The sequence below is a fragment of the Isoptericola sp. NPDC060185 genome (assembly GCF_042728595.1).
Taxonomy (GTDB): Bacteria; Actinomycetota; Actinomycetes; order Actinomycetales; family Cellulomonadaceae; genus Isoptericola.
Genome location: NZ_JBHWYY010000028.1, coordinates 1 through 13635, shown reverse-complemented (window position 1 = coordinate 13635; position 13635 = coordinate 1). Strand labels below are relative to the sequence as shown.

Here is a 13635-nt window from a genome sequence, read left to right as displayed (position 1 = left end):
GGGACGCCGACCGGGGACGCCGACCCCACGAAGCGCGCCAAGCTCGCCATGCTGCGCGGCCTGCTCGACAGCGCGGGCGAGGGCGGCGGGACGCTCCGCGAGCAGGCGGAGGAGTCGCTCCGCGCCCTCGTCGGCCGCGATGACGCCGCCCTGCGCGACGACCAGTGGCGCGCCATCGAGGCGCTGGTCGCCTTCCGGCGGCGCGCCCTCGTGGTGCAGCGCACCGGGTGGGGCAAGTCCGCGGTCTACTTCGTCGCCACGTCCCTGCTGCGCTCCCGCGGCGCGGGGCCCACCGTCATCGTCTCGCCGCTGCTCGCGCTGATGCGCGACCAGATCGCGGCGGCCGCACGGGCCGGGATCCGGGCCGTGACGATCAACTCGTCCAACGTCACCGAGTGGGACCAGGTGCACGCCTCGATCGCCGCCGGCGAGGTGGACGTGCTCCTGTGCTCCCCCGAGCGGCTCAACAACCCGGCGTTCCGCGACGAGGTCCTCCCCCGCCTCGCGGCCGACGCCGGCCTCGTCGTGATCGACGAGGCCCACTGCATCTCCGACTGGGGCCACGACTTCCGCCCGGACTACCGGCGCATCCGCACCCTGCTCGCCGACCTGCCCCCTGGCATCCCGGTGCTCGCGACCACCGCGACCGCGAACGCCCGCGTCACGGCCGACGTCGCCGAGCAGCTGGCCGTGCACGGGACCCTGCCGGCCGCCGGCGCCACGGAGGACGCCGGTCGCCCCGGGGGGTCCGAGGACGTGCTCGTGCTGCGCGGCGGGCTCGACCGCGAGTCGCTGCACCTGGCCGTGCTCGAGCTGCCGGACCAGCCCACGCGCGTCGCGTGGCTCGTCGAGGCGCTGCAGGACGTGGACGGCTCCGGCATCGTCTACTGCCTCACGGTCTCCGCGGCCGAGCAGGTCGCCGAGCAGCTGCGGGGCGCGGGCCTGGCCGTCGCCGCGTACACGGGGCGCACCGACCCGACGCAGCGGGAGCAGCTCGAGGAGGATCTCAAGGAGAACCGAGTCAAGGCCCTCGTCGCCACGTCGGCGCTCGGCATGGGCTTCGACAAGCCCGACCTGGCGTTCGTCGTGCACCTGGGCGCCCCGTCGTCGCCCATCGCCTACTACCAGCAGGTGGGCCGCGCCGGCCGCGGCGTCGACGACGCCGTCGTCGTCCTGCTGCCCGGGCACGAGGACCGCGCCATCTGGGACTGGTTCGGGTCGCAGGCGTTCCCGGCGGAGCCCCAGGTCCGCGCGACGCTCGCGGCGCTCGCGTCGTCCGAGGGCGCGCAGAGCACCGCGGCGCTCGAGACCCGGGTGGACCTCAAGCGCTCGCGCCTGGAGACGATGCTCAAGGTGCTCGACGTCGACGGCGCGGTGCGCCGCGTGCAGGGCGGCTGGGTCGCCACCGGCACGCCGTGGGCCTACGACGCGGAGCGGTACGCCCGCGTGGAGGCCACCCGGCACGCCGAGCAGCAGGCGATGGTCGACTACGTCGCCACCACCGGGTGCCGGATGGCGTACCTGCGCGCTCAGCTGGACGACCCCGAGCTGCCGCAGGGCTGGACCTGCGGGCGCTGCGACCGGTGCGGCGGCGTCACGCTGCCGGCCGTCCCCGACGCCGAGACGGTCGCCGCCGCCCGGGCCGAGATGGACCGGCCCGGGGTCGAGGTCGGCCCGCGCGCGATGTGGCCGTCGGGCCTCGCGGCGCTCGGCCTGGACCTCAAGGGCAAGATCGCGCCCGAGGAGCGCGCCGAGGCCGGACGCGCCGTCGCGCGGCTCGACGGGCTGGGCTGGTCCGGGCCGCTGCGCGAGCTCTTCGCGGCCGGCGCCCCCGACGGCGAGGTGCCGGTGCCCCTGCGCCGCGCGGCCGCGCGGGTGCTGGACGACTGGGCCGCCGTCCGCGGGGCCGCCGAGGGCTCGTCCCCCGACGGCGACGCGGCCGGCGACAGTGGAGACGGTGGCGCTCGCCGGACGCTGGTGGAGGGCGTCGTCGCGGTCCGGTCGGCCACCCGGCCGCAGCTGACCTACCACCTGGCCTCCGGGCTGGCCGCCTACCTCGGCGTGCCGCTCATCGGCGCGGTGGGCCCCGCCCCGGGCGCGGAGGAACCGGCCCGCCACGACGTGAACTCGGCGATGCGCCTGGCCGGGGTGGCGCGGCGTCTCCGGCTCGAGCTGAACGACGCCGCCCTGCAGGGCCTGCCCGGCCGCTCGGTGCTCCTCGTCGACGACTGGACCGAGTCCGGCTGGACGCTCACGGTCGCCGCACGCCTGCTGCGCCAGGCGGGGGCGTCGGCCGTGCACCCGTTCGTGCTGGGGGTGCGCTGACCCGCGGACACCCCGACCCGCAGGTCCGACGACGCCGTCACCGGAGCCCCGCGCTGCGGTGACGGTCGTCATGTTTCCGGAATGTGAGCCTCGGGCACAAAACCGTAACGATCCGACCGCGGGGCGCCCAGATGTGTCGGAGGCCACTGAACACCCCTGTAATCTCACGGCACCGCCATCGTCCCTGAAGAAAGTCCCTCCGACATTGACCCGATATCTGCTGCGCCGCACCGCGGGCTGGTTGCTCATGGTCGTGGCCGTCACGAACCTCACGTACTTCCTCGCCTGGGCGTACCTCGACCCGCGGAGCAACTACGTAGGGAGGCGGCCCCCTCTCAGCGAGGAGCAGATCCACAACCTGCTCGAGCCGCGCAACCTGGACGACCAGACGCCGCTGCTCGTGCGGTGGTGGAACTGGTTCAGCGGGATCCTCTTCCACTGGGACTGGGGCGTCAGCCCGACGGGTCAGTCGGTCAACGAGCAGGTCTCCTACCGCATGTGGGTGTCCGCTGAGCTGATGCTCGGCGCCACGATCCTGCTCACCCTCATCGGCATCGCGCTCGGCGTGTACAGCGCGTCGCGGCAGTACCGCGTCGGCGACCGCCTCGCCCAGGGCACGTCCATCATCACGATGAACATCCCGATCGTCGTGGCCGCGCTCGGCCTGGTCCTGCTCGCGATCGCCTTCAACGGCGCCGTCGGCACCACGGTCTTCTACGTCACCGGGTCATCGAGCCCCGGGGTGAGCGGGTTCTTACCCACCCTGGTCGACACGATCCAGCACCTGACGTTGCCCACGCTGGCGCTCATCATCGTCGGGTACGCGCAGTACCACTTCCTGCAGCGCTCCCTGCTGCTCGACAACATCAAGTCCGACTACGTGCGCATGGCGCGGGCCAAGGGCCTGACCAAGCAGCAGGCGATCCGCAAGCACGCGCTGCGCACGTCGCTGATCCCCGTCACGACCCAGGTCGCGTTCTCGATCCCCGGCATCTTCACCGGCGCGGTGCTGACCGAGTCGATCTTCGCCTGGAAGGGCATGGGGCAGTACTTCATCGAGACGATCTCCAAGAACGACGTCAACGGTGTGGTCGCGGTGGCGGCGTTCGGCGCGGTCATGACCGCGGTCGGCGCGATCCTCGCGGACATCGCGGTCGTCGTCCTCGACCCCCGAGTGCGGGTGAGCTGACCATGGCCTTCGATTCCTCGAACACGATCGACCCGCTGGAGCACGGCGACAACCCGCCGCCCGTCGACGTGACGACCGGCGAGCGCAAGCGCCTGTCGAAGTGGCGCCTGTACAGCCGGCGGTTCGCACGCAACCGCCCCGCCCTCGTCGGCGTCGTCATCTTCGTGCTCCTCGTGCTGTTCGCCCTGTTCGGCTCGTTCTTCCAGAAGTACGACCACGTCGAGCTCGACTTCCTCGCGCTGTCCGACCCGCCGAGCCCCGAGCACTGGTTCGGCACCAACAACGCGGGCAACGACCTGTACGCGATGGTCGTCGTGGGCCTGCAGCGCTCGCTGCTCATCGCGGTCGTGGTGGCCACGGGCACCACGATCCTGTCCGCCGTCATCGGCACCGCGGCCGCCTACTTCGGGGGCCGCATCGAGCGGGTCGCGCTGTTCATCATCCACTTCCTGATGGTGGCGCCGACGTTCCTGCTGCTCGCGATGATGTCGAACGACTCGGGCGGTGACTGGAAGGTCATCGCGCTGGTCCTGATCCTCGTCAGCTGGTTCTTCCAGGCACGGACGATCTGGACCCTGTCCCTGTCGCTGCGCGAGCGCGAGTACGTCCACGCCGCGCGCTACATGGGCGTCCCCGGGCTGCGGATCGTCGTGCGCCACCTGATCCCGAACATCGGGTCGCTGCTCGTCATCAACTTCACGCTCGGCGTCGTCGGCGCGGTCATGGCCGAGACCGGCCTGTCCTTCCTCGGCTTCGGCGTCAAGCTTCCCGACGTGTCGCTCGGGTCCCTGATCGGCATCGGCGCCTCGAGCATCTCGAGCGCCCCGTGGATGTTCTACTTCCCGGCCGCCGCGCTGACCCTGCTGACCGTCTCCATGGCGCTCGTCGCCGACGGCCTGCGCGACGCCCTCGATCCCACCTCCGCTGCGGGAGGCCGCGCATGACCACCCCTGTTCTCTCCGTCCGCGACCTCACGGTCTCCTTCCCGTCCGAGGCGGGGCGCGTCGACGCCGTCCGCGGCGTCTCCTTCGACGTCGCCGAGGGGCGCACCCTCGGGATCGTCGGCGAGTCCGGCTCGGGCAAGTCCGTCACCTCGCTCGCCGTCATGGGGCTCCTCGACGAGAACGCCCGCATCGGCGGCTCGGTGATGTTCGAGGGCCAGGAGCTGCTCGGCAAGAGCGACGCGCAAATGTCCAAGATCCGCGGCAACGGCATCGCGATGATCTTCCAGGACCCCCTGACGTCGCTGACGCCGGTGTTCACCGTCGGCGACCAGCTCGTCGAGGCCCTCACGATCCACAACCCCCGCATGTCGCGCCGCGCGGCCTGGGACCGGGCGGTGGAGCTGCTCCGTCTCGTCGGGATCCCCCGACCGCAGGAGCGCGTGAAGTCGTTCCCGCACGAGTTCTCGGGCGGCATGCGCCAGCGCGTGGTCATCGCCATCGCGATGGCGAACAACCCGAAGCTGATCATCGCGGACGAGCCGACCACGGCCCTCGACGTGACGATCCAGGCGCAGATCCTGGACCTCATCAAGACGGCCCAGCGCGAGACCGGCGCCGCGGTCATGATGATCACGCACGACATGGGCGTGGTCGCCAACATCGCGGACGACGTGGTCGTCATGTACGCCGGCCGCGCCATCGAGCAGGCCCCCGTCGAGACGCTGTTCGCGGACACGCGGATGCCGTACTCGATCGGCCTCCTGGGCGCGATCCCCCGCGTCGACAAGTCCGTGAAGCAGCCGCTCGTGCCCATCAAGGGCGCCCCGCCGCTGCTGGTCGACCTCCCCGACGCCTGCCCGTTCGCCGCGCGCTGCCCGATCGTGACCGACGCCTGCCGCACCGCGGAGCCGGAGCTCGTCGCCGTGGCGGGGCAGCCCGACCACCGCGCCGCCTGCATCCGCGCGGAGGAGATCCGCGCGGGCCGCATCGACGACGGCCCGGTGTACCCGGTCCCGGAGATCCCCGCGTCGACGCTCGAGGAGGTGCCGCGCGACCTGCGCAAGCCCACGCTCGAGGTCGAGAACCTCACGAAGTCGTTCCCGCTCCTCAAGGGCTCCTTCCGCAAGAAGAAGGTCGGCGAGGTGCACGCCGTCAAGGGTGTCAGCTTCGACATCCGCGAGGGCGAGACGATGGCGATCGTCGGCGAGTCCGGGTCGGGCAAGACCACCACGCTGCTGCAGATCATGGACTTCGCCGCGCAGGACGACGGCGACATCCGGATCGTCGGCACCAGCGTGTCCGACATCAAGGGCGGCCGGGCCGAGCGGCAGCTGCGCCGCGACGTGCAGATCGTGTTCCAGGACCCGGTCGGCTCGCTCGACCCGCGCATGACCGTCTTCGACGTCATCGCCGAGCCGCTGCGCACCGTCGGGACCCCGCACGCCGAGGTCGGCCCCCGCGTCGACGAGCTCATGGGCCTGGTCGGGCTCGACCCCGCGCACAGCGACCGCTTCCCCGCGGCGTTCTCCGGCGGCCAACGGCAGCGCATCGGCATCGCGCGCGCCCTGGCGACCAACCCGAAGCTGGTCGTGCTCGACGAGCCGGTCTCCGCGCTCGACGTGTCCGTCCAGGCGGGCGTGATCAACCTGCTCGACGAGCTCAAGGTCCGCCTCGGCCTCTCGTACCTCTTCGTCGCGCACGACCTGTCGGTCGTGCGGCACATCGCGGACCGCGTCGCCGTGATGTACCTCGGCAGCTTCGTCGAGCACGGTGAGGTCGACGCGGTGTTCGACGACCCCCAGCACCCCTACACGCAGGCGCTCCTGTCGGCGATCCCGGTGCCGGACCCGGTGGTGGAGCGAGGCCGCGAGCACATCGTGCTCAAGGGCGACCTCCCGAGCCCGACGGACACCATCGCGGGCTGCGCCTTCGTCTCCCGGTGCCCGCTCTACCAGACGCTCGACGACTCCGAGCGGGTCGCCTGCGACACGAAGGTCCCCGCGCTCAGCGGCCGGACGGGCGTCCATGTGAACGCCTGCCACCACCGCTGACGAAGCTTCATCACCCATCACCACTCCCCACCAACAAGTACAGCGCCCACGAGGCGCGAAAGGAGCACCCATGAGGCTGCAGAAGAGACTGGTCGGCAGCGTCGCCGTCGCCGGTGTGCTTGCCCTGGCCCTCACCGCCTGCGGCGGTGGCGGCAACGACGGCGGCGGCGGCGACAAGCCGACCGCCGAGGCCCAGACGGTCGAGGGCGCGGACTACAACCCGCAGCCCCGCGAGAACCTCGAGCAGGGTGGCGAGGTGACCTTCCCGCTGACGGAGATCACCCCGCAGATGAACCCGAACCACTCGGACGGGTCGGTCGACACGGCCACCATCTGGGAGTGGTACAACCCCCAGATGATCCTCATGACCCCGGAGGGCGAGGCGTCGGCGAACCCGAACTACCTCACCGACTGGACCACCGAGGTCAAGGACGGCAAGACGGTCGTCACCTACACGATCAACCCCAAGGCCGTGTGGAACGACGGCAGCCCCATCACCTGGAAGTCGTACGAGCTGGCCTGGAAGGCCAACCGTTCGACCGAGGAGGGCTACGTCCCGAGCACCACGGACGGCTACTCGCAGATCGAGTCGGTCAAGCAGGGCGTCGACGACCGCCAGGCCGTCGTCACGTACAAGTCCGAGTTCCCGTGGACCAAGGGCCTGTTCTGGCACCTCATGAACCCGGCCGTGAACTCCCCGAAGGTCTTCAACGAGGGCTACATCGAGGACGCGCACGCCGACTGGGGCGCCGGCCCGTACAAGATCGACACGTTCGACCTCAACGGCGGCGTCATCTCGTTCGTGCCGAACGACAAGTGGTGGGGCGAGAAGCCCATGCTCGACAAGGTCACGTTCCGCGTGCTCGAGCCCACTGCCGCCGTCAACGGCTTCCAGAACGGTGAGGTCAACTACGTCGACAACCTGACGGCCGACAACCTCGAGCAGCTCAAGGACGTCGACAACGCCGCGACCTACAAGGCGCAGCGCACCGCGACGAACCTCCTCGAGCTCAACGCCGAGCGTCCGCAGTTCAAGGACCTCGAGGTCCGCAAGGCCATCTTCCAGGCCGTGAACCGCGACCAGATCAAGGAGGTCATGTGGAACGGCCTCGACTACACCGAGCCCGACGCCGGTTCGCTGAACCTCTTCCCGTTCCAGAAGGGCTACGTCGACGCGCTGGCCAACGCGGGCTACAAGTTCGACGCTGACGCCGCGAACGCCGCCCTCGACGAGGCCGGCTGGGTCAAGAACGGCGACGTCCGCGAGAAGGACGGCGAGAAGTTCGAGGGCCGCATGCCGATCTTCGGCGACGAGCCCATCACCGAGGCCCGCGCCAAGGTCATCCAGCAGCAGCTCGCCGCGATCGGCTTCAAGCTCGACATCGACAAGCGCCCCGCGAGCGACTTCTCGACCGTCCTGTCCACCAAGGACTGGGACCTGGTCATCCTCGGCTTCTCGTCCAGCGACCCGTACGGCGTCGCCTGGATGTGCCAGCTGTACTGCTCGGACTCCGGCCTGAACCTGTCGGCGACCGGCACCAAGGCGATCGACAAGAAGATCGCCGAGCAGGTGTCCTCGCTGCCCACGGAGGACGAGCAGACCGAGGCGGGCATGAAGCTCGAGTCGGAGATCATCTCCGAGACCTGGGGCATCCTGCCGCTGTACAACGGCCCGTGGATCTCGATGGCCACGAAGGGCCTCGCCAACCTCACGCCTGAGACCTACACCGGTCTCGACCTCTTCGGCCTGCAGCCGGTGGAGAACGTGGGTTGGGAGAAGGGCACCAACCCCGCGAAGTGAGGCTCGCCGGCTGAGCCGGCACCTCTCGCGCACAGAGCCCCCGGGCCTGGTGGTCACGACCACCGGGACCGGGGGCTCTCCCGTGCCCGGGCACCCGCGCCGGACCCGCTCCGTGCCCTACGGCTCGAGCAGCCCGCGGACGTCGGCTGCGGCAAGCGCTCCCGCGAAGGCGCCGGAGGCGTCGTCGAGGACGGCGTCGAACAGCGCCGCCTTGCGCCGGGCCAGCGCCATCACCTTCTCCTCGATGGTGTCCTGCGCGACGAGGCGCGTCACCACGACGCGGCGCGTCTGCCCGATGCGGTGCGTGCGGTCGACCGCCTGCGCCTCCGCGGCAGGGTTCCACCACGGGTCCAGCAGGTAGACGTAGTCCGCCTCGGTGAGGTTGAGGCCCACGCCGCCCGCCTTGAGGCTCACGAGGAACACCGGGGCGTCCCCCTCCTTCCAGCCGCGGATCACGTCCGCGCGCCGGCGGGTGGCGCCGTCGAGGTAGGCGACGGGCAGCCCCGCCGCCGCGCAGCGCGCCTCCACGCGGCGCAGGAACGACGTGAACTGGGAGAACACGAGCGCCCGATGGCCCTCGGCGGCGATCTCGACCAGCTCGTCGGTCACCACGTGCAGCTTGGCGGAACCCACGCCGGCGTACGCGTCGTCCACGAGCGACGCGTCGAGCGCGAGGCGACGCAACGTGGTCAGCGAGCGGAAGATCGCGACCCGGTTCGCCTCGAAGTCCTCCAGCAGCCCGAGCAGGCGCTGCCGCTCGCGCTGGAGGTGGGTGTCGTACACCTTGCGGTGGTCCGCGGTGAGCGGCACCCGCAGCACCCGCTCCGTGCGCTCGGGCAGCTCGGGGGCCACCTGCTCCTTGGTGCGGCGCAGCACGAGCGGGCGGATGCGGCGCTTGAGCCGCGCGAGCGCACGGTTGCCCGCCGCCACCACCTGTGGGTCGTCGTCGGTCGCCGCGGCGTCGACGAGGCGGGCCGTCTCGGCGCGGAAGCGGTGCATCGACGGGTAGAGTCCGGGCGCGACGACGGCGAGCAGCGCCCACAGCTCCAGCAGGTTGTTCTCGAGCGGGGTGCCCGTGATCGCGAGCTTGAACGGGGCGTCGAGCAGGCGGGCCGTCTCGTGCGCCCTCGTGCGCGGGTTCTTCGCCACCTGTGCCTCGTCGAGGATCAGCCCGCTCCAGGCGAGGGCGTCGAAAGCGTCGTACTCGAGCCGGAAGACGGCGTAGGAGGTGACGAGGACGTCCGCGCCCGCCGCGAGGTCCGCCACGTGCGAGCCCAGGGTGCGCGACGTCGCCGGCATCGCCGCCACGCGCAGGTCCGGGGTGAAGCGCGCGGCCTCGTCCACCCAGTTCCCCACGACGGACGCGGGCGCCACGACGACGAACGGCGGCGCTTCCGGCGCCGCGGCGCGGGCGTGCGCGAGGAACGTCAGGGTCTCGACCGTCTTGCCGAGCCCCATGTCGTCGGCCAGGATCCCGCCGAGGCCGTGCCCCCACAGGAAGGCCAGCCACTCGAACGCCTCCCGCTGGTAGGGGCGCAGCTCCGCGCGCACCCCCGACGGCACCGCGGGCGGCTCGGGCGCGCTCTCCCCGGCGGCGAACGACCGCAGCCCGGCGAGCGAGCGGCGCCACGCCTCGCCGGCCTCCACGACGTCGGCGACGTCCTCGAGCTCGCCCCACAGGTGCGCGTCGTACCGGCTCACCCGGGCGCGGCCGGGCCGGTCGCTCAGCTCGGTCGCCTCGACGATGAGTTCCCGCAGCCGGCCCAGCACCGGCTGGTCGAGACGCAGCCACGACCCGTCGACGAGCAGGAGCCGCTTGTCCCCGCGCGCGAGGGCGGTGAAGAGGCGGGCGAAGGGCAGCTCCTTGCCCGCCACGGTCACCGCGATGCCGAGGTCGAGCCAGTCGGAGTCGCCCGAGGGGGCGCCTGACACGACCACCCGCGGGGCCGCGTCGAGGTGCAGGTAGTGCGGCACATCGGAGGCTTCGACGCGCACGTCGGTCTCCGCCGCGAGCACGGGGAGCACGCCGTGCGCGAGGTCGAGGGCGTCCAGGCCCCGCAGCTCCGTGCGGGCGGCGAGGTCGAACCGCTCGAAGCCCGGCACGCCGCGCACGGCGGCCTGTGCCTTGGCGCGGATCTCCGCCTCGACGTCCGGCTCGCGCAGCGGGTCCGACGCCGCTCCCTCGAGCGGCACGCGGCGCGGCGGGGCGGCGGGGGCGAGGTGCGGGGGCGCGGGATACTCGTAGGCCCAGGTGAGCAGCGCGCGCTCGGGGGTCGCGAAGCCCACCTCGGCGACGAGCACCGGGCGCGGCGGGTCGGGCAGCGTCACCGAGCCGTCGGACAGCACGCGCAGCGCGCGGCGCAGGACGGGGAGGTGCTCCGCGTACAGCTCGCCGACGTCGCCCGCCGGGACCTCCACGCGGCCCACGACCACGAGCTCCCGCGCCGCGTCGGACAGCCGGCGTGCCGTGGGGCCGAGGCGCAGCACCGTACGCTTCCCCTTCGTCTCGACGGCGTACAGCCCCGTGTCGCCGACCGTGCCCAGCGCGGCGCCCTCCGGCGCATCCGTGCCGTCGAACGCCGCCACGGGGTCGAGCCGCACGCCGTCGTCGGCCGAGCCGACCACGAGCCGGGCCTCGGCTCCTGCCGCCAGGTGCACCTCGTCCCGCGCACCGTGCGCGACGAGGGGGATCTCCAGGTCCGCGGCCTCCGCCAGCAGGGCCCAGAGGCCGCGCCCTCCTGCAGCGAGCGGCCGCCAGGCCTGTCGCCCGCGGCCGAAACCGCCGTCGGCGAGGGCGGAGCCCAGGTCGGCGAACCAGCGGCGGACCGCCGGGGCGGGCGTGGCGCGCACGTCGGCGAACGCGTAGAGCCCGGTGGCCAGGGCCTCCCAGCTCGCCTCGGGCGCCACCTTCCACCCCGTGCGGCCGCGCACCACGGGACGCACCGACAGCTGTGGTGGCAGGTCGCCGAAGGCCTCGTCGAGGCGGAAGCGCAGCGCGACGGGCAGCACCCCGCCGGATGCCGCGACCGCCCACTCCCGCGTCCCGGGGCCCCGGACCCCGCCGGTCACGGTCGCGAGTCGGCCCCGCCAGCCCGTCGCCGCCGCGGCCCCGTCGTCCCCGTGGCCGTCGCCCTCCGCCGCCTCAGCACGTCGGCCGACGTGCAGCAGCGTGGCCGCGACGTGCTTGCACTCCGCGCGGACGGGGCACGTGCACGACGAGGCGACGCAGGTGTACCGCCCGCCGGCGTCGACCTCGAACGTCACCCGGCACGTGTACGGCTGCGGGCCGCTCCCGGCGACGCGCGAGGTCAGGACCAGGCCGTCGGGGTCCCACCGCCACGTCGAGACCATTCCCGAGCGTTCGTACCCCTGGGCGCGCCGGAACGTGGCTGTCCCGACGATGCCACCCACGACGACGGGGTCGAGGCGAGGAGGCGGGGCGGGCATGTGCCCATGCTCGCACGCGCCTCCGACGCGACCTCGGGCGGGCGCGTGACGCTTGGCACACTATTCCGCTAGCCCGAGGAGAGGGCGCCCCGTGCGGTCGGGGCGCCCTGCCGTCAGAGGAAGCGGCCGCGCACGGCCTCGCCGTGCGCGGGCAGATCCTCGTCGTCCGCGACGGCGACGATCCGGTCCGCGAGCTCCTCGAGCGCGTCCCGGGTGTACTCGACCACCTGGACCGAGCGCAGGTACGCGTGCACCCCGAGACCGCTCGAGAAGTGCGCCGATCCCCCGGTCGGCAGCACGTGGTTGCTGCCCGCCATGTAGTCGCCGAGCGACACCGGGGACCAGGGGCCGACGAAGATCGCGCCGGCCGAGCGCACCCGATCCGCGAGCGCGGCGGCGTCCTCGGTCTGGATCTCCAGGTGCTCGGCGCCGTAGGCGTCGACGACGGCGAGGCCGTGGTCCAGGTCGTCGACCAGCACGATCGCCGACTGCGGGCCGCTCAGGGCCTGCAGCACCCGCGCGGAGTGCTTCGTGGCGCCGACCAGGTCGCTCAGCCGCGCCTCGACGGCGCCGGCCAGCTCCACCGACGGTGTCACGAGGACGGACGCCGCCATCGGGTCGTGCTCGGCCTGGCTGATGAGGTCGAGCGCCACGTGCCCCGGGTCGGCGGTCCCGTCGGCCAGCACGGCGATCTCGGTGGGCCCGGCCTCCGCGTCGATGCCCACCACGCCGCGCACCAACCGCTTGGCGGCCGCGACGTAGACGTTCCCCGGCCCGGTCACGACGTCCACCGGCTCGCACAGCACGGCGCCGTCCTGCGGCTCGCTGCCGGCGGCCCCGTAGGCGAACATCGCCACGGCCTGGGCGCCACCCACGCCGTAGACCTCGTCGACGCCGAGCAGGGCGCACGCGGCGAGGATCGTGGGGTGCGGCAGCCCGCCGGAGTCCTTCTGCGGCGGCGAGGCGACGGCGAGGCCGGGTACGCCGGCCTCCTGGGCGGCGACCACGTTCATGATCACCGACGACGGGTAGACGGCGAGGCCGCCGGGGGCGTAGAGGCCCACCCGCTGGACCGGGATCCAGCGCTGCCGGACGACGGCGCCCGGGCCCAGCCGCGTCGTGTGCTCCGTGGGCACCTGGGCCGCGTGCACAGCGCGGACGCGGCGGATCGCCTCCTCCAGCCCGGCCCGCACCTGCGGGTCGAGCTGCTCGAGGGCCTCCGCCAGCGCGGCCGACGGCACCCGCAGATGCTCCGGGCGCACCCCGTCGAACTGCTCGGCCAGGTCGCGCAGCGCGGCGGCGCCCCGGGTCCGGACGGCGGTGAGGATCGGGGCCACGGCCGCGGTCGCCTGGTCCACCCCGATCTCGGGGCGCGGCAGCACCCCGAGCAGCTCGGTGCGGGCCAGCTCCTGCCCGCGGAGGTCGATGCGTCGGATCACCCCGCCAGTCTAGGCAGCGCGGGTCGGCTTCCGGGCCCGGTTGCCGGAGAATGGACGCATGAGCGCCGCCACCGACGTCCCCATCCGCGACGACATGATCCGCCTCGGCCAGTTCCTCAAACTCGCCGGGCTCGCCGAGTCCGGCACGCACGCGCGCGACCTCGTGGCGGACGGCGAGGTGCAGGTCAACGGCGACGTGGAGACGCGGCGCGGCCGCCAGCTCGTGCGCGGCGACCGCGTCACCGTTTCCCTCCCCGAGGGCGACGAGTCCGTCGTCGTCGCCTGACCGCCCGGTGCCGTGAGCGAGCGACCGCCCTGGTGCTGTGAGCGGGCGTTTGGCCCTGGAGAGGGGGGGGGTGGGGGGCCAAAAACCGCCCCCAACCCACCCGCCCGAGTGGGGGGGGGCGAAGCCCCGGGGGGGGGGGGGGGGCGGGGGCGC

8 protein-coding genes are annotated in these 13635 nt (G+C 72.8%); 6 read left to right on the top strand and 2 right to left on the bottom strand.

Features of this window, described 5'->3' with window-relative positions:
• The first annotated feature begins 48 nt into the window (after nt 1-48).
• The 5 genes from ACFWDO_RS11225 (at nt 49) to ACFWDO_RS11205 (ending at nt 8310) form a co-directional block, all read left to right on the top strand.
• A complete protein-coding gene (locus ACFWDO_RS11225; protein ID WP_380316507.1) occupies nt 49-2325 on the top strand; it encodes a RecQ family ATP-dependent DNA helicase in 2277 nt (758 codons plus the stop codon).
• A gap of 205 nt (nt 2326-2530) precedes the next feature.
• Nucleotides 2531-3514, top strand: a complete 984-nt coding sequence (locus ACFWDO_RS11220) for an ABC transporter permease (RefSeq protein WP_380316408.1) — start codon at nt 2531-2533, stop codon at nt 3512-3514.
• Between the two features lie 2 nt (nt 3515-3516).
• A complete protein-coding gene (locus ACFWDO_RS11215) occupies nt 3517-4458 on the top strand; it encodes an ABC transporter permease (RefSeq protein ID WP_380316405.1) in 942 nt (313 codons plus the stop codon).
• Complete coding sequence (locus tag ACFWDO_RS11210) at nt 4455-6509, top strand: dipeptide ABC transporter ATP-binding protein (RefSeq protein ID WP_380316402.1); 2055 nt, start codon at nt 4455-4457, stop codon at nt 6507-6509. The genes ACFWDO_RS11215 and ACFWDO_RS11210 overlap by 4 nt, the downstream gene beginning before the upstream one ends.
• 70 nt (nt 6510-6579) lie before the next feature.
• Nucleotides 6580-8310, top strand: a complete 1731-nt coding sequence (locus tag ACFWDO_RS11205) for an ABC transporter family substrate-binding protein (protein WP_380316399.1) — start codon at nt 6580-6582, stop codon at nt 8308-8310.
• Nucleotides 8311-8427: 117 nt separating this feature from the next.
• Here ACFWDO_RS11205 and ACFWDO_RS11200 read toward each other — a convergent pair whose 3' ends face one another.
• Together ACFWDO_RS11200 and hisD are read right to left on the bottom strand one after the other, a co-directional pair.
• Nucleotides 8428-11757, bottom strand: coding sequence for an SNF2-related protein (locus ACFWDO_RS11200; RefSeq protein WP_380316396.1), 3330 nt, complete (start codon nt 11755-11757; stop codon nt 8428-8430).
• 113 nt (nt 11758-11870) lie between these two features.
• On the bottom strand, nt 11871-13196 hold the full coding sequence (hisD, locus tag ACFWDO_RS11195; RefSeq protein WP_380316393.1) for a histidinol dehydrogenase: 1326 nt from the start codon (nt 13194-13196) through the stop codon (nt 11871-11873).
• Between the two features lie 58 nt (nt 13197-13254).
• On the opposite strand from hisD, the gene ACFWDO_RS11190 reads away from it, so the two are divergent.
• Entirely contained in the window at nt 13255-13482 is a 228-nt protein-coding gene (locus ACFWDO_RS11190; RefSeq protein WP_380316390.1) for an RNA-binding S4 domain-containing protein, read from the top strand.
• The last annotated feature ends 153 nt before the right edge of the window (nt 13483-13635 follow it).